Annotated in this window: 21 protein-coding genes and 1 pseudogene; 13 read left to right on the plus strand and 9 right to left on the minus strand. The window is 43.0% G+C overall.

Features of this window, described 5'->3' with window-relative positions:
• Positions 1-169 precede the first annotated feature (169 nt).
• Together ACPUEN_RS04385 and ACPUEN_RS04390 are read right to left on the minus strand one after the other, a co-directional pair.
• Complete coding sequence (locus ACPUEN_RS04385) at positions 170-451, minus strand: hypothetical protein (RefSeq protein ID WP_425638823.1); 282 nt, start codon at positions 449-451, stop codon at positions 170-172.
• A 1-nt stretch (position 452) separates the two neighbouring features.
• A complete protein-coding gene (locus ACPUEN_RS04390) occupies positions 453-866 on the minus strand; it encodes a helix-turn-helix domain-containing protein (protein ID WP_425638824.1) in 414 nt (137 codons plus the stop codon).
• Between the two features lie 178 nt (positions 867-1,044).
• Between ACPUEN_RS04390 and ACPUEN_RS04395 the strand changes: the two genes are divergently transcribed.
• From ACPUEN_RS04395 to ACPUEN_RS04410, 4 genes are all read left to right on the plus strand, one after another.
• Positions 1,045-1,224 (plus strand): hypothetical protein, encoded by a 180-nt coding sequence (locus tag ACPUEN_RS04395; protein ID WP_425638826.1) that lies wholly within the window; start codon positions 1,045-1,047, stop codon positions 1,222-1,224.
• Between the two features lie 474 nt (positions 1,225-1,698).
• On the plus strand, positions 1,699-3,372 hold the full coding sequence (locus ACPUEN_RS04400) for a TlpA family protein disulfide reductase (protein WP_425638827.1): 1,674 nt from the start codon (positions 1,699-1,701) through the stop codon (positions 3,370-3,372).
• Positions 3,369-6,569 (plus strand): SusC/RagA family TonB-linked outer membrane protein, encoded by a 3,201-nt coding sequence (locus ACPUEN_RS04405; protein WP_425638829.1) that lies wholly within the window; start codon positions 3,369-3,371, stop codon positions 6,567-6,569. Before ACPUEN_RS04400 ends, ACPUEN_RS04405 begins: the two co-directional genes overlap by 4 nt.
• A gap of 17 nt (positions 6,570-6,586) precedes the next feature.
• Positions 6,587-7,906: a RagB/SusD family nutrient uptake outer membrane protein gene (locus tag ACPUEN_RS04410; protein WP_425638830.1), complete on the plus strand. Its 1,320-nt coding sequence runs from the start codon at positions 6,587-6,589 to the stop codon at positions 7,904-7,906.
• Positions 7,907-7,950: 44 nt separating this feature from the next.
• Here the strand turns inward: ACPUEN_RS04410 and ACPUEN_RS04415 are convergent, their stop codons facing one another.
• On the minus strand, positions 7,951-8,214 hold the full coding sequence (locus ACPUEN_RS04415; protein ID WP_425638832.1) for a hypothetical protein: 264 nt from the start codon (positions 8,212-8,214) through the stop codon (positions 7,951-7,953).
• 1,276 nt (positions 8,215-9,490) lie between these two features.
• Positions 9,491-9,940, minus strand: a complete 450-nt coding sequence (locus ACPUEN_RS04420; RefSeq protein ID WP_425638833.1) for a MauE/DoxX family redox-associated membrane protein — start codon at positions 9,938-9,940, stop codon at positions 9,491-9,493.
• A gap of 308 nt (positions 9,941-10,248) precedes the next feature.
• On the opposite strand from ACPUEN_RS04420, the gene ACPUEN_RS04425 reads away from it, so the two are divergent.
• From ACPUEN_RS04425 to ACPUEN_RS04460, 8 genes are all read left to right on the plus strand, one after another.
• Positions 10,249-10,833, plus strand: coding sequence for a hypothetical protein (locus ACPUEN_RS04425; protein ID WP_425638835.1), 585 nt, complete (start codon positions 10,249-10,251; stop codon positions 10,831-10,833).
• Positions 10,830-11,723: a terpene synthase family protein gene (locus ACPUEN_RS04430; RefSeq protein WP_425638837.1), complete on the plus strand. Its 894-nt coding sequence runs from the start codon at positions 10,830-10,832 to the stop codon at positions 11,721-11,723. Before ACPUEN_RS04425 ends, ACPUEN_RS04430 begins: the two co-directional genes overlap by 4 nt.
• Positions 11,724-11,996: 273 nt before the next feature.
• Positions 11,997-12,170, plus strand: coding sequence for a hypothetical protein (locus tag ACPUEN_RS04435; RefSeq protein WP_425638838.1), 174 nt, complete (start codon positions 11,997-11,999; stop codon positions 12,168-12,170).
• A 20-nt stretch (positions 12,171-12,190) separates the two neighbouring features.
• Positions 12,191-12,835, plus strand: coding sequence for a DUF6266 family protein (locus ACPUEN_RS04440; RefSeq protein WP_425638839.1), 645 nt, complete (start codon positions 12,191-12,193; stop codon positions 12,833-12,835).
• Positions 12,836-13,779: 944 nt separating this feature from the next.
• The gene (locus tag ACPUEN_RS04445) at positions 13,780-13,965 is read left to right on the plus strand and encodes a hypothetical protein (RefSeq protein WP_425638841.1); all 186 of its coding nucleotides are present in this window, start codon (positions 13,780-13,782) and stop codon (positions 13,963-13,965) included.
• A 148-nt stretch (positions 13,966-14,113) separates the two neighbouring features.
• On the plus strand, positions 14,114-14,860 hold the full coding sequence (locus tag ACPUEN_RS04450) for a hypothetical protein (protein ID WP_425638842.1): 747 nt from the start codon (positions 14,114-14,116) through the stop codon (positions 14,858-14,860).
• 1 nt (position 14,861) lies between these two features.
• Positions 14,862-15,290, plus strand: coding sequence for a DUF5675 family protein (locus ACPUEN_RS04455; RefSeq protein ID WP_425638844.1), 429 nt, complete (start codon positions 14,862-14,864; stop codon positions 15,288-15,290).
• On the plus strand, positions 15,266-15,502 hold the full coding sequence (locus ACPUEN_RS04460; RefSeq protein WP_425638846.1) for a hypothetical protein: 237 nt from the start codon (positions 15,266-15,268) through the stop codon (positions 15,500-15,502). Before ACPUEN_RS04455 ends, ACPUEN_RS04460 begins: the two co-directional genes overlap by 25 nt.
• A 239-nt stretch (positions 15,503-15,741) precedes the next feature.
• Here the strand turns inward: ACPUEN_RS04460 and ACPUEN_RS04465 are convergent, their stop codons facing one another.
• Together ACPUEN_RS04465 and ACPUEN_RS04470 are read right to left on the minus strand one after the other, a co-directional pair.
• Positions 15,742-16,650 (minus strand): pirin family protein, encoded by a 909-nt coding sequence (locus tag ACPUEN_RS04465; protein WP_425638847.1) that lies wholly within the window; start codon positions 16,648-16,650, stop codon positions 15,742-15,744.
• A 228-nt stretch (positions 16,651-16,878) separates the two neighbouring features.
• Positions 16,879-17,895: a glycoside hydrolase family 43 protein gene (locus tag ACPUEN_RS04470; RefSeq protein ID WP_425638848.1), complete on the minus strand. Its 1,017-nt coding sequence runs from the start codon at positions 17,893-17,895 to the stop codon at positions 16,879-16,881.
• A 1,130-nt stretch (positions 17,896-19,025) separates the two neighbouring features.
• On the opposite strand from ACPUEN_RS04470, the gene ACPUEN_RS04475 reads away from it, so the two are divergent.
• Positions 19,026-19,976: an NmrA/HSCARG family protein gene (locus ACPUEN_RS04475; protein WP_425638849.1), complete on the plus strand. Its 951-nt coding sequence runs from the start codon at positions 19,026-19,028 to the stop codon at positions 19,974-19,976.
• A gap of 90 nt (positions 19,977-20,066) precedes the next feature.
• On the opposite strand, the gene ACPUEN_RS04480 is transcribed toward ACPUEN_RS04475, so the two are convergent.
• The 3 genes and pseudogenes from ACPUEN_RS04480 to smc all read right to left on the minus strand — a co-directional run bounded on the left by ACPUEN_RS04480 (position 20,067) and on the right by smc (position 26,176).
• Positions 20,067-21,608: a M28 family metallopeptidase gene (locus ACPUEN_RS04480; RefSeq protein ID WP_425638851.1), complete on the minus strand. Its 1,542-nt coding sequence runs from the start codon at positions 21,606-21,608 to the stop codon at positions 20,067-20,069.
• A 344-nt stretch (positions 21,609-21,952) separates the two neighbouring features.
• A pseudogene (gene tnpA, locus ACPUEN_RS04485) lies at positions 21,953-22,431 on the minus strand (IS200/IS605 family transposase).
• Between the two features lie 205 nt (positions 22,432-22,636).
• The gene (gene smc / locus ACPUEN_RS04490; protein ID WP_425638853.1) at positions 22,637-26,176 is read right to left on the minus strand and encodes a chromosome segregation protein SMC; all 3,540 of its coding nucleotides are present in this window, start codon (positions 26,174-26,176) and stop codon (positions 22,637-22,639) included.
• Positions 26,177-26,252: the final 76 nt, after the last annotated feature.

A 26,252-nucleotide genomic window follows, 5' to 3' on the forward strand; every position in this document is an offset into this window, starting at 1 on the left:
TATGAGCTGTAGTGCAATCCGTTAGCTCCATGAGAGCAGATTACTGAGTTCAATATAATAAGGAATATTTAGTATCTCTCAAGTTTCCCGAAATTTCATAGTTGATGAGGGAGCTTTAATGGATATTACTTGATGTGCTATGTCCCGTTCAATTTATTTTGGTGGTTAATTATCTGTCATTATTCTTATAAGTTCCAATATACCCGCTGTTGCTATTGCTTCTTTCTCCAATATTATTGTGATTGACTAATGCACTTTCAGTAAAGAAAAATTCGGCAGGAATTTCAAAGAATTTACTAAGCTTGACTGCATTCTCGATTGTTAATCTCTTTTTACCATCTATTGTTGCTAGCAGATCTTCTTTAGGAATTTCAGATCCCCTTGCTACTTCAGAAAGTTCTAAATTTTTATCTAATAGAAGAGTGTTAATTATAATTCCAGCGCTTGTCATTTTATTTTGTTATAAGTTTTTCAATTTTACTTTTTAGGATTTCAATCATTTCTTTCAACAAAGAGATTTGAGATTCCTTTTCTTTTAATTGTAAATCTTTTTCCAAAAGGAGTCTTTCGTAAAAGGCATCAGCACTCTTTTCATTCACATAAGTATGAATATATCCACTATTGCTGTTACTCTTTGGCCCAGTATTGTTGAAGTTTATTACTGGCAGTTCTTCTGAAAGAAAATAATCTGGTTTCACATGATAAAGATCCGCCAGTTGTTGGATTCGATCTACAGTTAATTTGGACTTTCCTGATTCCAGATTTGAATAAGTCTTCTGATTTATATTAAGTACATCAGCCACATATTCCTGAGAATAATCCTGTGATTCTCTGAGTATCCGCATAATTTTTTGAGTATGTTTCATGCTAGAAGTTTTTTGACTGAATTAGAACTCAGAATACTAATAAATGTCCTTTTTTACTGGTTTTAAGTAAGTTGGAATATCAATATTTGCTTGTAATCAAATCTTAGTTCAATATAGCGAAGATTCTGCTTACTGAGAGCATAAAGCAATATTTTCATCGAGAAAAGTTAGACATAAAATGTCCAGAACCTATCACTTATTTCAATTTAGGTCTATTTCCATTCTTGAGAAATCTACTGGTGTGATTGGTTTTCAGGATGATAATACTTGCTCTTTACTCATCTACCTATTACCAGAGGAACTCGGCATCGCCGCGGTTGATCGCCTGTATCCCCTGAAGCCCAAGAATCCGATTTAAGGGATTTGTTTTTTCGCCGATTAAAGGGTGGTGCACAGCCCTGAGCAGATCGGTTACCACACACTCAAGTCAGCAAGCTCACAGTAGCTGGTAGCGCTGACACCATTTCTTAGTATTTATTTATTGCTGGACTATCGGAAATCGATGGGGTAGGAGACTTGTGTCTTGTTTAGAGACGAGAGATAAGAGAATAAGAGATTAGGGACTAGAGTCAAGAGCTGTAGCGAGACTTCATCATACTGAATTCATCATACATTATTAAAATGAAGGATTTATTGATATCGATGAAGTTTCTTCCGCCACAGCGGACAAGCCTCTTCGCTAGCTCCTTTCGAAATGACTCGGAAACGAGACTGAGATTGAAAACTAGGACTGTCTACCTCCTAAATTGGTATACGCTTCGACTTCGCTCAGCCTGACACACTTCCGTCTCCCGTCTTCGGTCTCCCGTCTTCCAGCTTAAAATTCAAAAGCATGAAAAAAACACTACTCATCTGCTTAATGGGACTGCTATGTCTTCCCATAAGCACATTAAATGCACAAAGTAAAGTTGTGGAGTCACCCCCAGGTACAGATTTGGTTTATCAGCCTGGCATCCCAGGGCAGGAGGGCGAAAGCTCTTCTGCTCGCAGGGACGGAACTGAAGCATATTTCACCTTACGTACGGAGATCTATTCTTCCTCAGCTATTTCGTCCCTATTACACTGGGAACTTCGGGAACTTGAACTGGATACCCGCTATGATTATTCTTTTCTCCAGCAAGATACGCTACAGTCAAGTCCTGGGACTTTCTTTTCCGGTACGCAGGGAAAACAGGTTTCCGAATCCCGTATTCCTATGGGCGAGTCCATAGGCAGATTCCATCTCTGGGATGGTCAGCATGTCCTTCTGGAGAATATATGGATTCAGGCAGGAGACTCACTCGCAGTACTGTGGGATCAGACTACCAGCAAACTAATGCTCTCTGGTCCTGATGCAGATAAGATTAGGCTGCAGGTGCATCTACAGGAGCTGGATATGACAGCGAAAGCAAATCTCAATCCAGCTATGATTCTATCTGATGTAAAGAGGATTCTGGACTCACCGGAAAAACAGGAAGAATATAACCGAATATCGGAGCAATACCGGACCGGATGGACCCGCAAGATGCTTTGGCTGGACTCTGAAGAGGAGAGGATTAATCGGGCATCCCAACTTTTGAAGCTTTCCGGTACAGAGGGAAGCCTACTCTCCGAACTCAAAAGGTATAGAAATGAAATTGACACTGACCTCTATGCTTGGCTCCATGCTTACTGGACTGGTAAGTTGAGGAAGGAGGCTATGGAGTTTATTGGTATAGCCAGGCCTCAAAGTCGGGACTGGGCAGAACTTTTACTCAGGTACGGGATGCAATCGGAAGATATTTCTGTAGCGAATGACTGGAAAGTGGCTCCTTCAGAATGGACAGAATCGGTTTATTTGGAGAATAAACTACTGGAAAAAGTATCGCCTGTTTCGTTCTTTTACCTAAGCGCCACACTTCCAGAATCTTTGCGCGATCAGGTGGATGCCCTCTACCTGATTCGGGAATACAGAAACCACACTCAGTCAGACTCCCTTTTCTCTGCTGTCTTGGACAGGATGCATACCCCCTGGGTAGAAGATTACCTTCAAAATATCTATGACTCAAATATCGCCGGGAGAGAGATACTGAACTACCCGCTCCTTGACTCAGACGGCTCCGAAGTATTTCCCCACTCTTGGAAAGGGAAACTTGTATTCCTGGATTTCTGGCTGAGTGGCTGTGGCTCCTGCCTGAAGTTTGCGAAAAACAACTTCCTGCCACTAATCCAGTCCTATGCAGCTCATCCTGAAATCCTATTTGTGACCATTTCTGGAGATTCGGATGCCGAACGTTGGCGTAAAAGTCTCGAAAGTGGACTTTATACCGCAGATTCATCTCTGGACCTTTTTTCAGGAGGGATATCCCATCCCTTGCTAAAGCAATACCAGATTCAGGCTTTCCCCACTCAGCTGCTCTTGGATAAAGAAGGTAAAATCCTCCGTACTGGGGATTTTCCCTCCACGCTGGACGGCTGGTCACAGCTAATTGATTCCTACTTGGCAAGCCCCAAATCTGTTTCCACTTCACATCCCATCACACCATGAAAAAGAAATTTATAAACCTAACCCGAATCATTTTGATTCTCATTGGAATATGCACCTCTATCTGTGTACATGGGGTTCAGATCAACAAGGATAGTTTGCTTACTGGCAAAGTCCTGGAAGCCGACACCAAACAGCCTCTTCCCGGTGCTATGGTTTTGGTGGAAGGGATTAAAATATCTGCTGTAGCCGATAAAAAAGGGGACTTTAGCCTGATGCTTCCCCAAGGTAGCTATAGACTCACCATCAGTTATGTAGGTTACCATACTGAGATAGTTGAGGTGACAATTCCTGGGCAAAATAGGTTGGAGATCCTACTCAGAACTGAGGAGATAGGGTTGGATCATGTGGAAGTAGTTTCTACAGGCTATCAGAAGATTCCCAAGGAAAGAGTTACAGGTTCTTTTTCCTATTTGGATCAGGATTTAGTGGACAGGCGTGTAAGCACTGGTATTCTGGACAGGATGGAGGATGTGACTCCGGGTCTGATCTTCAATAGAGCTGCAGCAGGTGATGATCCGATCAGTATACGTGGTAGAAGTACCTTATTTGGAAATACCCAACCGCTGATAGTGATTGATAATTTACCCTATGAAGGAAATATCGATAATCTCAATCCAAACGATGTTGCTTCCATTACAGTGTTGAAAGATGCGGCGGCAGCTTCCATATGGGGTGCCCAGGCAGGTAATGGTGTCATAGTAATCACTACTAAATCTGGGATGTATGGAAAGGAAATGCAGGTAGCCGTTCAGTCAAATGTGACCTTCACCAATCAGCCAGATCTATTCTTTCAGCCTCTGATGCAAATGAAGGATTTCATTGCTCAGGAGCGGAGACTATTTGATTCCGGTTATTATGATTCACGTATCAGTAGTTCTGCACACAGCCCCTTATCTCCCGTGGTTGAAACCTTGCTTGCTGCCAGAGAAGGCAGATTGAATCAGCAGGAGGCGTATGCCAAACTTGCACAATACGAATCGCAGGATTCCCGCAGAGAGCTGAGCAAGTATTACTATAAGCCTGCCATACTACAGCAACATGCTTTTCAGGTATCTGGGGGTGGTAAAGCGCATAGATTTAACTTTTCCGGTGGGTATGATCAAAATAAAAGTGAGCAGGTAGGATCTGAGACGGACAGGATTACACTGAATGCACGTCAGGACTGGAAGCTTTTACACGACAAACTGGAAATTTCCACAGGAGTTTACTTGTCCAGAGGATCTTCCTTCAACGATACCGGAGTTCCTAGCCTATATCCATATGAAGCTTTAGCAGATGCACAGGGTAATCCACTTGCTGTTGTTTCACAGATAAATACCCGCTTTCTGGGAGAAAGTCAGGGAAAAGGTTTACTTGACTGGCGTTCAACGCCCTTAGCTGAGATAGGTAAAAGAAATGAGCGTATTCTATCGATGGATATCCGTGCAAACCTTGGATTGAATTACAACATCCTTCCTGGATTGAATGCTCAGGTTTACTATCAATATTGGAATAACAGCACTGAATTACGGAAAATTGAGTCGGAAGATCTCTTTGCAGTCCGTCACCAGATCAATAGCTTCACCCAAACTGGAGAAGAAGGTGCTTTATCACTTCCTATGCCTAGAGGAAGCAGGTTTTCTCATTCCAATGGGGATTCTTTCAGCCATAATCTCCGTGCAAACCTTACCTATAACTTCACTAAAAATTCTCACGAGGTCAATGCATTAGCAGGTTGGGAGCTTCGGGATATGGAAAGCTATACGGATAGGATGATCTACTACGGCTACGATGATGCTACAGGTCTCAGTACTCCTGTAGACTATATCAGTCAATTTCCTCAATATCAGAATCTGGGTAGTTATCAAAGCATTCCTTATGGAGGTACTCATTCCGGAAATCTGGACAGGTACGTATCCTATTTTGCCAATGTGGGCTATTCCTATAGTAAAAAGTACCTACTTACTTTAAGTGCCAGAAAAGACATGTCAAATCTCTTTGGTGTAGAGACCAACCAACGTGGTATTCCACTTTGGAGTGCAGGAGCAGGTTGGATACTCAGTGAGGAAGATTTCTATGGATGGCAGGGAGTGCCCTACTTGAAATTGAGGATGAGCTATGGATACAATGGGAATGTGGACAAAGCAACTACCGCTTTCACTACACTCATGTATTATAATAACCATCCATTCGTCTCTGGGCTTAGGTATGCCTTTATAAGCAATCCGCCCAATCCAGAGCTTCGCTGGGAAAAGATAAGAATAGTGAATCTGGCTATTGACTTCGAATCTAAAAGTGGAAGAATTGGAGGTACCTTGGAGTTTTATTCCAAAGTAGGAGAGGATCTGATAGGAGAGACAGAGGTCCCTGACTCTAATGGTATCTATCAGTACCGTGGAAACTTCTCAGGAACCCTCACGCAGGGATTCGATTTGATGTTGAATTCCCTGAATTTGGACAGGTCTCTCAAGTGGAATACCCAATTTCTTATGAGTGGTTTGAAAGACAAGGTCACCTACTTTGACGGGGCAAGAGCCACGGCTCAATATTTAGCTGCCACCTCTAATATGATTCCACTGGAAGGTCGTCCCCTTTTTTCTGTGTTATCCTATCCTTGGGGAGGTTTGGATCCAAATAATGGAAATCCTTTAGGGTACTTGGATGGAGAGTTGTCAGATGATTATTCGGCTATTATGGCCTCATCTACCACTGAGACACTCAAGTTTCACGGATCAGCACGTCCAACACTGTTTGGATCACTACGAAACACCCTGGATTGGAAAGGCTGGAATCTTTCGGTTAATATTTCTTATAGGCTAGGATATTACTATCGTCGTCGTTCGGTGGATTATGCTGCATTGTCCCGAGGAGAGATCAGTCATGCGGATTATGGACTGCGCTGGGAGAAACCTGGCGATGAACTGATTACCAATGTGCCTTCACAGCCAGATGGGCTTGATAATCAGAGGGCCAGCTTTTATCAGTTTTCATCAGTTCTCGTAGAGAAAGGAGACAATATCCGATTGCAGGATATACGACTTGGTTATTCCTGGAATCGAAGCAGCTTTCCGTCATTGCCTATTCGGGGTATTGAGGTTTTTACTTACCTGAATAATCTGGGTATTCTCTGGAAGGCATCAGACGATACAGTGGATCCGGACTTTCCTGGATCCAGACCTTTGCGGAGTGCGGCATTGGGTCTACGAATAGATCTATAACCTTAATCATTCTTATCATGAAAAAACTATTTCTATGGATCACTTTCTGCCTTTGTTTAGGTGGTTGTGAGCAATATTTGGATGAAAAGCCAACTAAAGCTATTGACACCCCTGACTCCTTGGGAGCGATTGAAGCCCTTTTGGATAACTCAGGTTCTCTGAATACCTACCCAACCATACCTGTAGTTATGGGGGATGAATTCTACTCAAGTGAAACAGCAATATCCTCTATGGAGCTTTTGGAGCGGAATTTTTATCTCTGGATGCCCGTGCGGTTTCAACCGGACGATTTGGTGTACGACTGGAGAGATTGCTATAACCAGATCCAAAATGCCAACGTGGCTTTAGAATCACTGGAAAAGCTATCTGATAGAGGTGGCAAGTGGGAGGAGCTCAAAGGAGCAGCCTTATTTTATAGAGCACATGCTTACTATAATTTATCTACGATCTTTTTGGATGGCCCAAATCTCCAAGATAAAAATCTTGCCTTAAAAATTCCTGTCCGTGAAACTTCTAAAATTGTATTGAAGCCTGAACTGGGAGATAAGGAATCTATTCAGGAAATTATTCAGGATGATTTACTACTAGCAGCCCAATTACTTCCTTTGAATAGTGCTTATGCGACACGTCCAAACAAGCAGGCAGCGAAGGCTCTCTTGGCGCGTATATTTCTAGCTTGGGAGGAATATGAGTTGGCTTTAAGTGCATCAGAACAGGCTCTTCAAATGGGAGATGAACTCATGGATTACAAAGAGCTTTCTTCCTCATCAAACTACCCATTCACTCGATTTAACCAAGAAGTGATCTGGCACAGTAGGATAGGGGGGACTAGTTACTTTTCTTCCCAATCTGGATTTCAGGTTTCAGGAGACTTACTTGATCTTTACAGAGAAGGGGATTTGAGAAGGTCATTGTTTTTTATAAAGCGATCCAGTGGGTATATCAATTTCAGAGGTAGTTATTATGGCAGCAGGCCTCTATTTGCTGGTTTAGCTATAGACGAATTGTACCTGATCTTGTCGGAAAGTCTTGTAAGAAAAGGAAGACTTGATGAAGGAGCTGCGATACTTAATGCATTGCTGATCAATAGATATTCCGAGGCGTTTATTCCTGTGAGTTTTACTGATGAGACTCAGGCTTTGCAGGTGATTCTGGAAGAAAGGAGAAAAGAGTTGGCCTTCCGTGGTCTTAGGTGGAGTGATTTGAGGCGTTTAAATAATGATGAAAGATTTAAAACGACCCTTACAAGAAATTATGAAGGCCAAGAGTATAATTTACTTCCGAATTCTGAAAAGTATGTATTGCCAATTCCAGCCAGGGAATTAAGTTTTTATTAGTAAAAAATCAGGGCAGGAGGAATCCTCTTGCCCTGAAAAATTAATTAAGGTGTGATCAACCGGAATTTTTTGTTGGTTGGACCGATTGGATTAGCCATAGACTGGGAACTATAGGTACAGGCTTGTGAGCCAGGCACGCATTCATAGTCCTCATTGATCTCAAGTTCATCCACCAGAACCCACGTAGCTCCATTATCTGGAGTTCCATATTCTGGAGCATCACCTCTAGGTGTGGTAAACGCAAAAGCGGCTACCATCGCGAGTGAAAATACACCTCCACGTAGGAGGTTTAAAACGTTAATTTTCATAAGTTGTATTGTTATAGTTTACTAATAACTCCGGTCGCTTTGGATAAACTGCCCGACCACGAATCAGGCAGTTTGGCCTTCCGAGAGGGGCGATCGGATTTTTTGTCCCCCTGCTGTTGTCCGGCAACCACCTGCTGGCTTCACGGACTGTGTTGTCTTTTTCTTCTTCAATAAAAAGCTGCTCCCATCGCATTCGTTGGGCTGCATTTGCCTTGGCGTTTTAGTCGTAACCTTTGAGGTTTGCCAAACCTCGAAGGTTTTATGGTTTGAAATGATTTTTCGTTTCCATCCGTATCTAGCGCAAGTCTCATGACTTGTGCTTTTGATAATGTATTCTCCTGACTGCTTCGGTTCGAAGGTCTGTCACCAGACTCTTCTTCTGTCTTTAATATCACATCCACTGTTCTCGCCCAAATAACTTATCGTTTCCATCCTCCTGCATTAATTCTCGTTTCCAAATGTTGATCGTGGGCAGGAGGCAATGGCCATTTTGTCTTTTTACACCGGGTTGAAACCCGGTGCTATATAATCTTCCATGCCTACGGCATTGCTCCGTTTCCATAGGACTTAGATGTTCCATCGTTTCTGTCTCCCCGTGGTCTTTGTACACAGACCATTTTCACCTATGGATTTGTTTTCATCTTGCTGGCACTAAGTTTCCGTCTCCGAATGATGCTTGTGGGCCAGCGCTGGATAAATTAATACATTCTTTAAACCCAGGGTTGAAACCCTGGGCTATTACATTTGACCCCTTCAGGGTCATTTTAATTTCTAATCCCTCCACCGTGGTCTGTGCCTGCCCGTCCGAAGGCGGGTCTCACAGACCATTTACGCCTATGATTCGTTTTCATCTTGCTGGCACTAAGTTTCCGTCTCCGAATGATGCTTGTGGGCCAGCGCTACTGAACAATTATATCCTTCATACCCACGGTTAAAACCCTGGGCTACAAATCTGCCATGCCTACGGCATTGCTCCGTTTCTACAGATATGAGGAATATTTTTTTTTAAATCCTCTCTCACTAAAGAAATACCTTAGATCTCCAATCCGTTAGTTCTTTGCTAGGCTTCGACTCCAGTCACACTGAGCAAAGTCGAAGTGTCAGTCTGAAAAAGACAATATCTCCCAATCACCATTCTCGATTATCTAATTCCCGATCTCCAAACCATTTTAAATTCTCAATTCCTTTATTTTAAATTTCAGATATCCAACTTCCAACCTCCAACCTCCATCTTGCCAATTCAGCCTTCGGTCATTGACATTTCAGCTTTCTGACTTCATAATTTTGACTTTCCATTTCTAACTTTCCGATGACTCCAATAGCCAATTACAGCTAAGACCAAAAACATAAGATTAACTACCAAATGCTCTCCCCAACCCAGATTTTCCAACACCCCACCGCAGGAGCAGGGAACCCGCCCCGAAAATCCCAGCCATACCCAGGCTACATATCCTGTGAATAGTACCATCAATAATACACTCATTAACAAGCCTATCTTTCGCCAACCGGGAACTAGTAGTAGTACCGCAACACCTAGTTCTACCAAAGGCAACAAGTAGAGCAGTACATCTGCCATTGCTATCGGGAATACCTGATTGTACATAGCCCTCTGTGTTCCCTGCCAATCATACACCTTACTCACCGCCGTATAGGCGAAAAGAGCGGCTAGAAGCCAAGCGATAGCTTCGGCCAGTACTGTAGTAAGTGGTTTACGAGATGACTCCATTTTTATCTGATTTAATACCGGGTCCAGTAGATTACTTCCGACTTTTTTTGATGTTCATTTATCCAAATCTCATTGACATATATCAAAAAGTCTCAGGATAATTTTCCTATACCTAAAAATAATTGCTTTGAAAGCGGAAATTTTTCCGATAAATGAGTAGGTTTTTTGTTGATACTAAAAATTACCTATTGTAATTTAGGTTTAGTTAACATTATCTTAACATTACTAAAGCAATAGTATTGCAGACTTTTCAATGGTTTTCAAAGGGGAAATCATCTTATCATCAGTGATTTTTACAGGGATGGGATATGGACTATTTAGCAAAAATGAAAGAAGATTACGATCCGCTGGTACCGGATCTTAAACTTGACTACACCAAGGTGGAGCTCTACCTGGATCTCCGAAAAAGAAAAAAAGATGAGGTATTAAAAGATGCTTCAAGTATAGAAATCTGCAGCCGATATATCTGTGAGGGATTTATAGGCTTGTTCTACGATTCAGAAAAGGGACCTGTGCTTTCAGAGATTTTTCAGGCCACCGATGTGGCATTCGATTTCCAATCCTACCTAAAAGGCGAAAAAACTCAAAATTATATCAAGTGCCTTTCAGACGTGGTGTATTATGAACTCAGCAAAAAGTCTGAAATGACTCTGATTCAAAATTATCCCGAATTTGCCAAGTTGGGATTGAAGATAAACCACAGACTCCTTCAGAGACTGCAACTGCGAAGCCGAATCAAAGTCATGGGAATCACAAAGGGATACCGAGAGTTTGTGGAGTTTATGCCTGGGGTAGAAATCCACTTGTCCCAGTCCAAAATAGCCTCCTATTTTTCCTGTTCAGAGCGAACTGTAAGAGAGATCCAACATGCCTTAAAATTGGGTAAGATATGAACAATAATTTTTTTCCTTCGGCTCTAAACACTGCTACCAGAGTTTTGGATGGTAAAGTCCTTCGATGGGCCTGGGATGCAGGGCTATTTGAAAGTCCCGCAGAGCTGGAGCGTTGCAGAGTACAGAAGATCAACTGGTTTGCCAGTTACCTTTTTCCTGAGGAGGAAGCGGAAAGACTGGAACAGATCATGAAATTTTTCCTTGGCCTGTTCCTGCTGGACGATCTATTGGACATAGGTATTGATAACACCATGATTAAGTTTCTGGAAGGCCTGAAGGTTGGTGACTCAATACACCCAAACAGCAGGTTACAAAGTCTTGGAATCGAGATCTACCTTCTACAAAAATCAATTGAAGAGGAAAATAAGAATTCTTTTGCTAGAGAGGAATGGCATAAAGCCTGGCTCGAATACATAGATGCCTTGCAATGGGAAATCCAGATCAAAATTGACGGCAGGGCACCTCTTCTTGGTGAATACAGAGTAATGAGACCAAAAACTTCCGGCGTACACTTAGCAATGCTCCTAATCAGGCCGGAAAAAGATATACGGGGTTGTATATCTGAATTGCTTGAATTTTCGCTGGCTAGGTATATCTGCTTATCCAATGACCTGGCTTCCTCTAAAAAAGAGTTGGCTATTGGTGATCCACATAATGAGATAATCATCCTGATGGAATCGATGGGGGATGCCGCAGTATCCTGGGTTATGCAGGAGGTCAAACAGCTAAGTAAGAAAATAGTACTTCTTGCAAAGCAAGTAGGTGACGATTTTGGTACCTGTCAAGAATGGGTTGGTAGGCTTTTACTCTTGGCAGGAGGCTGTGAAGCATGGACAGCTGAGACCTCTAGGTATCAGAATTCTATCAATGGAAATTTTGGGAAACACTAAATGGAAGGAGGAGTATCATGTTCAAAAAACGTGTGGTTATTTATCCAAAGGATGTTGTTTACCTGACTGGAAGGAGCGAACGCTATGCCCAGATACTGTTGCATAAGGTTCGCGTCTATGTCAACAAAGAGCCTCACCAGTTTGTGACCATTTCCGACTTCGCTCTCTTTTCAGGCATCCCCGAAGAGATGATCCGTAACTACATGATTTAGCCAGTATTGGGCAGTAGTTCAGGCAAGATTCATTAGTCCATCAAAGCCAAACAAAGCAACTATGAATAGTATTAAAAACGATCTTTCTACGATCCTCCTACGATGCTGCTACGATGCTCATTCGATAGTTGATCGTAGATGTACTGTAGCGGAGTCGTCTGTAGTTCGGATTTACCATAGGACTGAGTTTGGTTTAAGGAGTACCAAATCCTTTTATGCAGTAGAATATTTATGAACATTTAATCATTAACCAGTATGGGAAAAGTAACAGACGGTTTGCTTGGAGGGATTTCCGGAAAGGTTGGAAATCTGGTTTTTTATCAGGTCAATGGGGAGACATTGATCAGGACAAAACCAGGGGTAGGTGCAGGAAGCAATTCTTCCCTTCAGACTTATCATCAGAAAGCCTTTGCTGTGGCTCAGGATTTTTTATCCCCTCTGAAAAAGGAAATAGCTATTGGATTTGGTGCATTTAAAATCGGTACAAAAAGGGGGATAGATAGAGCGAAGAGCCTTTTGCTGAAAAATGCTATTTATCCCATAGATGGCATTCCTGTTTTACAGCCAGAGAAAGTGCTGGTTTCTTCCGGAGATCTTACTGGTGTGAGAAATGCAATCCTAACAAGGACAGATGGACCATTCAGAGTAGAGTGGACAGTGAACAGTTGGGATGGCTCCGCCCGTGATGCTGACAAAACCTTTATGGTCGTGTACGACACGGTGGAACCACGGGTTTTCAGTATTCAGGGAGCTAACTATAGAAAAGACGGATATCAGGAGTTGGAATTACCCTGGGGTTCAATAGGTGAGAATGCAGAAGTGTATGTTTATTTCTCCTTTTATTCAGAGCGATCAGGGAAAATGGAATTTTCGGATTCTGTTTGTCTAGGGAGAATTTAGTAAGAAGTATCAAGATGTTAGTATCAAGTATCAAGATGCTAGAATCAAGAATCGGTGTTGTAAACTAAATGGCTTGCCAGTCCTTAATGCTTTCCTGGTTCCGCTCGTGGCTTCAGAAATGGCTGTCCTGCCTATAGATTGTTGTCCTGCTTCTCCAGAAGCTGGACTGATGCCGCCGTTCGTGTCTCACGAACGGCTATTAACATCCTAAAAATCAACCTCTAAATACTTCACCACCGCTATCTCTAAAGACCAATACCAAAATAATTCTCGTATTCATCTTGCTGGCACTGGGCTTCACCTCCGAACGATGAACGTGGGCCAGCGCTGGTGAACAATTATACTATTATACCCAGGATTGAAACCCTGTGCTACTAATGTGCCATGCCTACGGCATTGATTCATTTCCTTCACCGCGATCTGTGTCTTGACAGACCACTGATGCCGCCGTTCGTGTCATCACGAACGGCTATTAACATCCTAAAAATCATCCTCTAAATACTTCTCCACCGCTATCTCTAAAGACCAATACCAAAATATTTCTCGTTTTCATCTTGCTGGCACTTGGTCATCGTCTCCGAATGAGGATATTGGGCCAGCGCTGTTGATCGAATTTGTCTTTTATACCTAGGGTTGAAACCCTAGGCTACTAATGTGCCATGCCTACGGCATTGATTAATTTCCTTCACCGCGATCTGTGTCTTGACAGACCACTGATGCCGCCGTTCGTGTCTTTTCGAACGATTATTAACATCCTGAAAATCAGCCTCTAAATACTTCTCCACCGCTATCTCTAAAGACCAATACCAAAATAATTCTCGTTTTCATCTTGCTGGCACTTGGTCATCGTCTCTTAATGAGGATATTGGGCCAGCGCTGTTGATCGAAAATATCCTTTAAACCCAGGGTTGAAACCCTGGGCTAATAAATGACATGCCTACAGCATGCATCCCCGTCCGTGGTCTGTGGCTCAGAGACCATTTCCTTTCGTCGCTTCACGAATGACTGAAAAGCCAAAGCAACGCTGCACTACCAATAGATTGAGTCCGCCAGGATTTATCCAATTGGAAGTGGCTGCAGGACATTTTTCAATTCCTATTTCTAATATTCAATTCTTGTTTCTGCATTAATCCCATTGAAAAAAAATTACATTTTTAAGCTCTCTAAGTAGAACATCTATACCTATTCCGAAGCTTGCGAACAAACCGCACATTCAATTGATAGCCAATGTGATAAACCTGAATTTCCCTGCATGTTTAACCTAAAACCCATATACATATGGCAAAACAAGCAGGAGTAATTACACTGAACGGTAAGGTAGGAAGACTCTCTTTCTACAAAACCAAGGACGGGTATCTGGCCCGTGAAAAAGGAGGGGTGAGCAAGAGCCGCATTATGAACGATGCACGCTTTGCACGTACCCGGGAGAACCTCAAAGAGTTCGCCGACAATGCATCCTCAGCCAAACTCTTCCGGGATGCGCTGCGCCCGGTAATCGCCAAGATTGGTGATAAAAGGCTGAACCTGAGAATTACGCAGGTGATGATGAAAGTTCTGCAGTCGGATCTGGTCAATAACCGTGGTGAGCGAATGGTAAGAGCCGGAGACTGGAGTCTGCTGAAGGATATGGAGTTGAATGCTGCAAGTTCCCTAGGAAGTACACTCTTTCTGGAGATTAATTACACAGATTCTCCAACTGCATGGGCGGTTGCTATCCCGGCATTTGTACCACAGGACTTTGTAGCCTTGCCTAAGGGGGCAACCCATCTTAGAATTACAGCCACTGGAGTGGGGTTGGATTTCGAAACGGGTGCAAGAACGGTGCAGACCAGCGTATCAGATCTGCTATCAGTGATTGATCCAGCAGCTGTAATCAGTCTTTCTATAGACAAATCCTTGATACCAGGTACACACAGAGCCTTTGTGCTGAGTGTAGAGTTCGTACAGATGGTCAACGGCAGCGAGTACTCCATTAACAATGGGGCACACAATGCCGCCAAGATGGTAGGAGTAGAGCAAGTCTAAGATGAGACTGGTACTTCACAGAAAGTACAAAGCATCAGTAACCCTTGGGAGATTATTTCTCGGTCAAAAGCAAATTTTCTTTACCCGTGAGCCTCCCAAGGCCTGCTTTAGTACTGGGTCGGCATGCATTGAAGAAGGCATCTATGAACTTCTGCCTGTGCATTCCGAGGAAAAAGGTTGGGAGATAGGGACTGGGGAAAAGGGTAAGGTCTCACACTACGCAGGTGATGGAAAACTGGAACCCAATACCATATATCCTGTAACCTGCTATAGAGCGGATGGTACTCCACTATTCACCAAACTGGCTTTTTTCAAGTTGATGGAAAAGCTGGAAGCTGAATGGGAGCGTGGGGAAATCGTAGAGTTGCAGATCGTGTCAGAAAGAGTGCCTTATCTCCTCGAATCATGTCTGGAGCAGAGCTACTCTTAAGTCTGGCTGGGGTGGTGACCATGATGCTGCTTTCGGTGATTGCCTACTTTCTAAAACTGCTGATCGAAGATACCAGGCAGCTGAGAGATGAATTGGCCAAGCTGAAGGAGCTCTTTTACCGCTTGGAGGCAGAACAAGCTCTGATCAAGAATGTGATGCAGCGCACCAGAATTCCGACTGGCAGAAGGTCAACAAAAACAACAGGAAACTGACAACTGACAACTGAAAACCGCCAACCGCCAATGACGGAGCTTTTGAGCTGGTGTTGATGAATTGAATTTGATCTTACAATGAATTAAGCCGGAGAGGATTCCTCTCTGGTTTTTTTGATTCTATATATTATAAGTGCGAATCATCATTCGCTATATTAACTTTCAAGGTATTACCCGTGGTAGTCTTCTAATAACTGGAATTTTACCCTAACCATTGAGTTTCATTTCCAGTAATGACTTCATGAAAGAGCCCCCGGTTCAGGCCCTCCGGCTGGCTTAGACTTATCTTCCGGTAGAGGAACAAATTCCTGATTATCGGAAGGAGGTAAAAGAATTCGGCCTTGCTTCCAGTCTTCCTTTGCCTGCTCTATGCGCTCCTTGCGGCTGGAAACGAAGTTCCACCAGATATATCGGTCTCCTAGATGCTCACCACCCAGCATCATAAGCGTGGTTTTTTCTTTTGCTATAATCAATGGATCCACCCCTTTGGAAAACACGAGTAGTTTTCCGGCAGGATAGCTTACGCCATTCACCTCCAAACTTCCTTTTACAATATAGACACCTCTTTCGCTATGTCCGGTTGGAATACCAAATCTAGCTTTCGCTTGCAGTTCCACATGTAGATAGAAGAGGGGAGAGCTGGTTTTTACATCAGATTTCAAACCGTAGGCATCGCCTGCTATCAGCCGCATCCAAACGCCTTTGTCCGTAAAAACCGGTAATTCTTCTGCCGCATAATTTTTAAAGGCAGGATCTGATTCCTCGTCTTTTTCAGGTAGTGCCACCCAGGTTTGAATCATTTCCAAACCTCCAGCAGACAAGACTTTTGGATCTTCAAACCGCTCACTGTGGGATATTCCTTTTCCAGCCGTCATCCAATTTACTTCACCGGGTTTGATCAGTTGCTCCACGCCCAGACTATCCCTATGGGTTACATTCCCATCTAAGAGATAGCTCACCGTAGAAAGTCCGATATGCGGGTGAGGCAACACATCCAGATTGGTGGTGGCCGGAACACTTACCGGACCTGCATGATCCATAAAAATAAAGGGACCAACCATTCTCCTCAGCTGAAAAGGAAGAATACGCTTTACCGAAAATCCGGGTGTAATGATTGCTTGGCGGGTATTAATGACGATATCGAGCATGTTGAATGCATTTTATATAAATCTGATCTCTTTCTCTAATTGAGTTTATTCTATTGCAAGTCTCCAAAACCGAGGAGTCCAAATCCCCCTTGCCCCTTTAGAATTATCAATGGTCAATTATCAATGGTCAACTTCCAACTTCCAACTTCCCAACTTCCAACTTCCCAACTTCCAACCTCCCAACTTCCAACTTCCAAACTTCCCTACTTCCAACCTCCCAACTTCCCACTATGGCACATAAGGCCCAACAACCTCCAACTTGTCACCCGTTAAGTCCACTTCAAACAAGTGAGGGATTCTGATGGTCCGGCCATTGACGGATTTATGGCTATGAACACTCATCAGGGTTTTGTTGTCAAAAGAGGTGAACAGCATCCCATGCCCAAAATTAGGAGGAGTGATAGGATCTTCTTCGTGGATCCAAGGACCGTCCAAGGTGCCACTTTCTGAATAGACTACTCCTTGCACATAGTTGTCATAAATCCAGCTTGTCCAGATCATTCCAAGTCTGCCACTTCCTGTTTCAAATAGAAAAGGCCCATCCGTTACTTTATTGGGAACGTCATTTCCATTTGCATCTTTTTCCCTACTCCAGGGAGAATCGCTGGCCTTGAAAAGTAATTTCACTTCACCCACAGAACCACTTAAATCAGGTTTCAACTCAATTTTCTCCATCGTTCCATTGAGGTTTTGCAACCATTCGTAGCAATAAACCATGTAAGGCTTTCCGTCCCTATCTATCCAAAACGTCCCATCAAGCGTAGGTTTGTCAGCTGGCAGATAGGTAGGATCCTCCATGGGAACGAAAGGTCCAGCAGGTTCATCGCTTACCAATACATGACTTGCCCGCCGTTCAATCACATTCCCAGCTACCGTATCAATTTTCACATCCCTATTTGTGAAGGTGGCAAAGTAGTAGTACTTGTCCTGATAATTAAAAAGCTCGGCTGCCCAGATCATAGGTTTTGGACCCATCCAGGATTCAGGGTCAGTTTCGGTCACTCGATAAGGCCCTTCCCAGCTTTTCAGGTCTTTGCTTTTCCAAAGCATCCCACCTGTCCCTGTCATAAAATACTGTTGGGTTTCCTGATCTGCCAGAATAAAAGGATCACTCAAGCGTATAGAATCCAAAGGAACATTTTTTCTAACCGTTGGGCCATTCTGCGCATTGGTGACGATGGCAAAAAGAAAGAGAAGTAAGGTAATAGAGAGTTTTTGAAAAGTGGCTTGGAAGTCTGATTTCATAAGAAGATCAAAATGTGAATTTGGGAAGGTTAATTGAGAGTAGTTCCTAAAATACGAATAATTCATCAGGCGGGAAGACTTTACAGCTAGCATTAGCCCTTTCGGCTCAATAAAGGAATTCGGGATAACTTCTGGTTTCCACCTTGCTGGCACTGGGGTCTGGTTTCAAAAAATGATTTTGGGCCAGCGCTGTTGAAATAATTCATTCCAAACCCAGGGTTGCGTCGTGCCTCCTTACCCTGGACTAGGATATTGCCGCCCTTTCAGGGCTATATCTCATGTTTGAAACTCTGGGCTACCGATATGCCGTACCTCTGGGACTTTTCTGCTTGCCACTAGATTAAAGAAAAATTTTAAAAAGCACATTGGCTAGTTTTTAGGGCGGGGAGGAGGTCGTGGCAGCGGGCCAGGCGGCTGGTATGAGGGGGGAAGCTTTGCCACGACTTGGATTTTTGGTCCTTTTGGGCCAAGCCAAAAGGACATAAGAAAAATTAGCCTTTCGGGTAAATAGAGGAGTTAAGAGGTACCTCTCGTTTCTATCTTGCTGGCATAGGAATTTCTTCTCCAGATGACGTTTTTGGGCCAGCGCTGGCGAACAATTAATTCTACTATAGCCAGGTTTGACCCCGATAGCTCGGAGCTCGGTCAACTAATAGTTCGTCCCTATGGTACTTTTACTAAAAATGAAGTTTAATAAAATAGGCGTTAAAATCAGCTAGTTAGCGTGGATATTCATCAATTTTTTTCTTTCTTGTACTACGCTTTTAGCATAAGAAAACCAACCAACTTTTAATATCCATCTGGGCATACTACCAGGAATACTGCTTATTGTTTTATAAACTATTTAATAAGAGAGCTCTGCTCTTACTTTCCTGATTGTTTAAGCAAAAGAGTCTGTCCTGTAGTGTTTTATCGATTACTATAGTAGGGTAGCAATATCAATCGTACCGTATTTGTTTGCAGGAAATATGTCCTGCTTTTTAATAAATGGCATAAATACCAGTACTAGATCACTTGAATAAGTTATTGAATTTGAATACCAAATAAATAGAAAGTGGAGACCAGCTACCACTTAAAAAAACGGCCCAAGCCTTAGATGCTTTTGGGGAAAGAATAACTAAAAATTAACCATGGAAAAAACTAAAATTATTACCGTATTTGGTGCCACAGGGGCACAGGGGGGAGGACTTGCTAGAGCTATTTTATCCGATCCCAACTCAGAGTTTAAAGTAAGAGCTGTAACCAGAAATGCTACTTCTGATAAAGCAAAGGCTTTGGCACAATTAGGGGCTGAAGTAGTAGAAGCAGATATTGATGATGCTGCGAGCATTAAAAAAGCAGTGGAAGGAGCTTATGGAGCATTCTTCGTTACTTTTTTCTGGGAGCATTTTTCTGCCGAAAAGGAATATCAGGAAGTATCCGATTTCGCGAAAGCAGCCAAGGAAGCTGGTTTGAAGCATGTAATTTGGTCCACACTGGAGGATACCAGAAACTGTGTGCCACTGGATGACGACAGAATGCCAACGCTGCAGGATAAATACAAAGTGCCCCACTTCGATGGAAAAGGTGCCGCGGATAAACTTTTGGTGGATGCTGGCTTGCCAGTTACCCTATTAAGAACTTCTTTTTTCTGGGATAATTTTATTCATTTTGGAATGGGACCACAAAAAGGGGAGGATGGAAATTATTACATCGCATTCCCTATGGACGACAAGAAATTGGCAGGTATGGGAGCAGAAGATATTGGCAAATGTGCCTATGGTATTTTCAAAAAAGGCAATGGCGCAATTGGAGAAATGATAGGTATTGTGGGTGAAAAGTTGAGTGGTGATGAAATGGCCGCAAAACTTTCCAAAGCCCTGGATATTAATGTGATTTATAATAGTGTGAGCCCAGAAACTTACCGCAGTTTTGGCTTCCCAGGGGCTGATGACTTGGGTAATATGTTCCAGTTTAAGAGGGATTTTAATAAGGATTTTAACGATGCCCGTAGCGAAGAATTGTCTTTGGAGCTGAATCCGGAATTACAAAACTTTGACAAATGGCTTTCTGAAAATGCTGCTAGTATTCCGATAAGTTAAGCCTCTTATAAAATCAAAGACTGGCAGGTGTTTCCGTAAAGAGATTATTCATGGAATTACCTGCCAGACTTATTTACTAACGCATTTGATTTATTCTAGCTCAACTTCAGGATTAACCGGTCTTAGTTTGCTGTCCGATTTCCAAGCCGGTACAGTTGCTCCATTGGCCACCTTTTCTACGAGTCCATAAAAAAACGTGTTGAACTTTGCTGCTGCTTCCCAGTTTATCTTTTGCTTGAGATCATCCTTTGGGGTATGGTAGCCTTCGCGGTACCATTGTCGGTAGATTTTTTCGCTCTCAGATCCTGGCTCAAAGCCAAAGACAAAATTGATAGCGGGAATTCCCTCTTCAATAAAGCTCCACTGATCTGAGCGTCGGATGAGATTACGTTCGGGTTCGGGATCGTTCTGAACTTTGATCCCCATACTCGTGGCCACAGCCCTCGCATCGTCCCCGAGGGTAGTTTCATCCAGTGCATGGACGGTCATGATCTCCAGTGGAAATAGCGGGCGGAGTTGATCCAAGTTGATATTTGCTGCGATGCTTTCTTTGGGTACAGGAAGGTGTTGCATCGTATACTTTGAGCCAAGCAATCCTTTCTCTTCACCTGTGACGATTGCAAAAATCAATGGCCTTTTAAATCCCTTTCCGGCTCGCCGCTCTGCCAATTGAATTAGCAATGCTACATAAGCAGCATCATCCAGCGTACCATTATACAAACTGTCTCCATCCACTGCTGTGCCATAGCCGTAGCCATCCAAGTGTGCGGTAAGCACAATTGCCTGATCGGCAAGACTAGGATCGGTGCCCGGAAGGCGGGCAAGGATGTTTGGGGATTGTAAGGAGCGATTCGATGTTGTGAAACTTGCACTAAAGCGGTCTGGCACTTCAAAAACTGGTAGTGGCTTGCCATTACTGCCCAAATCGATCAGTTCTTTTGCATTTTGTCCACTGCCTTCGATTAGTTTGTCTAAGGCATCAGAACCGGCATTAATACTAAAAGTTGGGAACGTAGCTGGCGTAAAGGTTTCACCAGCTAATCGAACAGATCGACTGTAAGCAAAGGGCCATCTTGGAGGCTCTATGATAAAACCAGGATCTGCGATGAAGAGGATTCCCAAGGCACCGGCTTCAGACATAGTTCTAATTCGGTCCCCATTGCTAGGGAAATCTTCGCGTCTCGTGCCATGGCAGATTACCAACTTGCCCTTCACTTGGCTTGTGCTTGTAGAATCACAGTATCCACAATAGATAATCGGAGCATCAACTATCTCTCTGGCGCTTGCAGGCGAGGCTTGGATATCATGTAAGAATTTGAGTTCCCGGTCGCCCACGGTGATTTTGGCTTGAGTGATTGCTACTTCCTCCATCGGCACTTCTTGAAACCAAGTGCCATTTTCTCCCAGTGGTTCTAGTCCTGCAGTAGCAAATCTCTCCGCAACTACAGCTGCTGCCCGAGCATAGCCGGGCGAACCTGTATCGCGTCCTTCCATGGCATCGCTGGAAAGGACAGTGGTGGTTTCCCACCAAGCTTCGGTATCTTCATTGAGTGAAGGTGAAGTTTCGCTTGGTTTATTACATCCAGTAAAGAGTAAAACAAGAAGGAGGAAGGAGGGGAGAAGGCTACGCATTGTGAAAAGATTTTTTTAAGATAGGGGGAATTCTTTGAATATTGTCTAAAATGAATGGGCTATAAGATTGGGCTAAAGCCCACTTTCTATTCTTGATATTCTGATTGAGGAATGGGCTAAAGCCGCATTCCTATTCAGTTGATCTGCCTTTGATTTGGCTGAAATCATTTGGGCTAAAGCCCTTATATATCTTGATTTAATGGAATGGGCTAAAGCACCATTCCTATTCAATTGGATTGCATTTAAAATTAGCTGAAAACTATTGGGCTAAAGCCCTCTTTTCTACACATGATATCTTAATGGAATGGGCAAAAGCCGCATTCCTATTCAGTTGGATTAATTTATTAAATCTTAATTGAATTCCCTCCTGCTTTAGCTGGAGGAAATCCATCTTTCATTTTCTGAAAGCCATATTTGAGATGAATTCCTCATTTTCCTCCTGAAAAATCTTATTCCTATGATGTACTTCCTGATTTTTGATATAGTCTCGGACCTTATCCAACTGAGATTCTGAAACTGATACCGCAAAATATTCATCCTGCCATTCAAATTTCTCCAGAGTTAAGTTATTCTTATTGATCCAAAAAGCTGATTCACCCTTTATAAGCATCATTGTTTTCTCGATGGTTTGAGCGGTTCTCAAAGAAACCAAACAATGACAATGGTCTGAGTACCCATTGATGAAATCCACAAAAATCCCTTTACTATGGGCATTTTCACGAATGTGATTCCAAACCTTCAATCTGAGTTCTTTCGAATTCAAATAAGGTACTCGGTTTTTAGTACTCCAAACGAAATGGATGTAGACTTTTACAAATGGCATAATTGAAAAAAATGAATGTTAAAAAGATTTTGGCTAAAGCCAATATAGAGAATAATATATCCATTTGGAATGGGCTAAAGCCACATTCCAATTCAATTTAATTAAAAATAAAGAATCAGATAAAACCACATTCCTATTAAAATATAGTCTGATTGAATTGCCTCCATAATCAATTCCCTCCTGCTTTAGCTGAAGGATATTAAATTTAAACCAACTCCCTCAAATCCACCGGAACCACTCGTGATACCCCAGCCTCTATCATGGTAATTCCATAGATAATATCCGTACTGGCCATGGTGCGCTTGTTGTGAGTCACGATGATAAACTGACTCTCTCCGCTGAACTGCTGGATAATCTGGTTGAACTTGTCAATGTTAGCATCATCAAGGGGGGCATCCACCTCATCAAAAATACAGAATGGGGCGGGCTTCAGCAGGTAGATGGAGAAGAGTAGGGATGTGGCAGTCAATGTCTTTTCCCCACCCGAAAGCTGGTTGATACTAAGAGGACGCTTACCCTTTGGCTTGGCCAAAATCTCAATAGCAGATTCCAACGGATTACTTGGGTCTACCAAGGTCAAATCACAGTCATCCTGCTCGGTAAAGAGCGAGCGGAAAACCTTTACGAAATTTTCTTTGATCTTGGCAAAGGCATCCAGAAAAGTTTCCTTGGCTACCTCGTCTATCTCTTTAATCGTTGTGATCAAAGACTCTTTGGCTTTAATTAGATCTTCTTTTTGGGTGGTGATAAAATCATAGCGAACCTTGATCTCGTCATAGGCTTCCATAGCCATCGGGTTGATAGGGCCTATTTTCTCCAGTTTATCTTTTTGCTTAGCCACTAAATCTCGCAGGGTTTCTTCTGCAAATTCTCTGAATTCTTCGTCAATCTCAGGGTTTTCCGCCATCAAATTATCCAGATCCAAGTCAAACTCCACGCTGAGTCTTTCCTTCATTCCGGTCATTTTCAGCTTTATTTCATTGACTGCATTTTCCAGTTCATGAATCAGATGATCATAACTTTCCTTGGCTTTCTGAATACTTCGAATCTGCTGATCCGTGTCATCAATCTGCCCTCGGGAAGCATAATAGTCCTTCTCAGCTTCCTGCACGCCCTTTTCTATGCCTTCCTTCTCTGCGTACAACTCGATCAATTCATCGTCCTTGACCTCATTGTTGTCCAAGAGAGATTTGACTTCTGTGTCCAACTGGGATAGCTCGCTCTGTGAGTGGCCGATCCTGTCCTTGGATCCCTCATAGGCAGTTTGCTTGAACTCTATTTCCTGATCCAGGCTTGTCACGCGGTTAAGATGCTGATGATAGAGAATGTTTTCGGCATTGAAAGCCTGGGACTTTTCGGAAAGGGAAGCCGATTCCTTCTCATAGGATTCGTTTAGTTCTTCGAGTTCATCCTGCAAGGCTTCAAACTCAGCCCGCTCCTCAAATAGCTGTGGTTGAATCTCAGTCAGACTTTCTTCGATGGAAGCGATCCGATCCAGGATATCCTCCCGTTTGTTGGCATTGGTGCTTAGTAACTCGGCCAGCTGTTCCTTCTTGGTGCGTACAGAGACAAAGTCCTGGTTAAGGGCATTGATTTTATTTTGCCACTCTTCCAGTGTCTTTTTATAACTGATTTCCTTCAGCTTCATCAGTTCAGACAGCTTGTTGTCCAGATTGTTTCTGGTGCTGCTGACCTTCTTGTTTAAATCCTTGATTTCCCGGTCCAGCTTCTCCAGGTTCTTGGCTCTACCTATTCTTTTTCCTTCGAAAAGCCCTACGGAACCACCGGAAATACTGAATTTCCGCTTGGTGTATTTGCCGTTTTCAGAGATGAAAATAGCCTCAGTATCCTGCGGAAAATCCCGGTGCTCACCTTGGACGATGTAGACATTATCCAAAATGAAATTGATCAAGCGGGAATATTTGACATCAAATTCTATAATCTCCGTAGCCGCAATGGCATTGGCAAAAAGCTTATTTTGGCTGGGTTTGAAGCGCTCAAAATGCTCCAAAATAAAGAAGTTGGCTTTGCCGCGGGCAGAATCGCTTAAGAGTTGAATGGCGGAAATAGCCTGAGACTCCGTATCCACCACATAATAATTCATGTAGCTATCCAGGTAATTCTCTATTGTCACCCTGTACTTTTCCGAGGTGGTTAGCAAATCGGAGAGGAGGGGCATGTCCTTGCCCCAACTTTGATTTTTCTTCAGGAATTTGATGGCTTCGGGGAAACCTTCCAGATTCTCAACCAGAGACTTGGTAAGATTGTATTCATTGGTTTTAGAATCGAGTTTTCGGGAGGACTGTGTCAATTCCTCGCGGATCATTTCGATCACCCGATTGGTCTCTTCGATCTTTTGATCCAGTTCTTCCTGTTTTGTTTTAAGTTCCTGAAAGCCTTTGGTAGACTCATCCAGTTCGGTTTTGAGGGTAATGATTTTCTCCTCAAAATCCACCAAGTTTGCTTCCTGAGAAGAGTCATCTGAAGATGTCCGCTCCAGTTCCTGCTTCAGTGTGGAAAGCTGAATTTGCTTGATTTCTATGTCCTTGCTTAGTTGATAGACTTTTTCTTTAAGCGTTTCAAAGTTTTGGTTGATGGTTTTTTGCGCCTGCTGCTTTTCTGCTTGAATTAGCTTTTGGCTTTCAAAAGCTTCCCGAAGTTCGGAAACGATCATTTCCTTCTCAGCAAGCATCTTCTCGGCAGATTCTTTTTCCTGCTGAAGGGATCGAATACTAAATCCCGCACGGTCGTTTGACTTACGGTCAGTATCGATCTGCTCGCGCAATTTCTGAGATCTATCTTCCAGAAATCGTAGTCGCTCATTCTTGATTTTCTTCTCCGATTCAAAGGAGCGGATCTTATTTACATGTTCGTTAAGTGCCTTTTGGCGACTTGCGAGCAGCTTTTCTTTTTGGATTAAATCAGTCTTCAACTGACTTAGAAGAGCTTCTTTATCTGTGACCTGAGTTTGGAGTAGAAGCTTTTTATCCCCTTCATCCTGAATTTTCTTGCTGGCATCTATCAGCGACTTTCTGTATTTCTCTATGCTTTTTTTCGCCAGGTTAATACTTGCTACCCGGTAATCCTTCTTTATCTCAAAGTACTTGGAAGCCTGTTTTGCCTGCTTTTCCAGACTTTTCAGGTTCTTTTCGATTTCGAAAAGCACATCTTCCACACGTGCCAAATCATCGTCTGTGTCCTGCAGTTTTCGGAGCGTTTCCTTCTTTCTGTTTTTGAACTTGGATATACCGGCTGCTTCCTCAAACAATTCACGGCGAGAGTTATTCTTATCGTTCAGCAGTTCATCGATCATCTTCAACTCGATAATAGCATAGCTGTTTGAGTTGATACCTGTATCCATGAAGAGGTTGGTGATGTCCTTCAGGCGGCAAGTGACACCGTTGATCTGGTACTCGCTATCTCCCGATCGGTAGTAGCGACGGGTGATGGTAACGTAAGTGTATTCGGTAGGGAGTAGGTTTTTGGTGTTTTCAAACGTGAGTGAAACTTCGGCAAGATTGGATGGTTTCCGGGTTTTGGTACCGTTGAATATCACATTCTCCATCTTATCGGAGCGGAGCATACGGGTTTTTTGCTCGCCAAGGACCCAGCGAATTGCATCGACTACATTGGATTTGCCGCAGCCATTTGGCCCAACTACACCGGTGATTCCCTTGTCGAAGTTGATCACCATTTTATCCCCAAAACTCTTAAACCCTTTGATCTCCAGCTTACTGAGCAGCATCCTTTTTTAGTTGTATTAAATAGAGAAACAAAATAAGATCATTTGAGTCATTGTCCAAGGATTTGAGTATTCAGTT

It is taken from the genome of Algoriphagus yeomjeoni (genome assembly GCF_049821175.1).
Lineage (GTDB): Bacteria > Bacteroidota > Bacteroidia > Cytophagales > Cyclobacteriaceae > Algoriphagus > Algoriphagus yeomjeoni_A.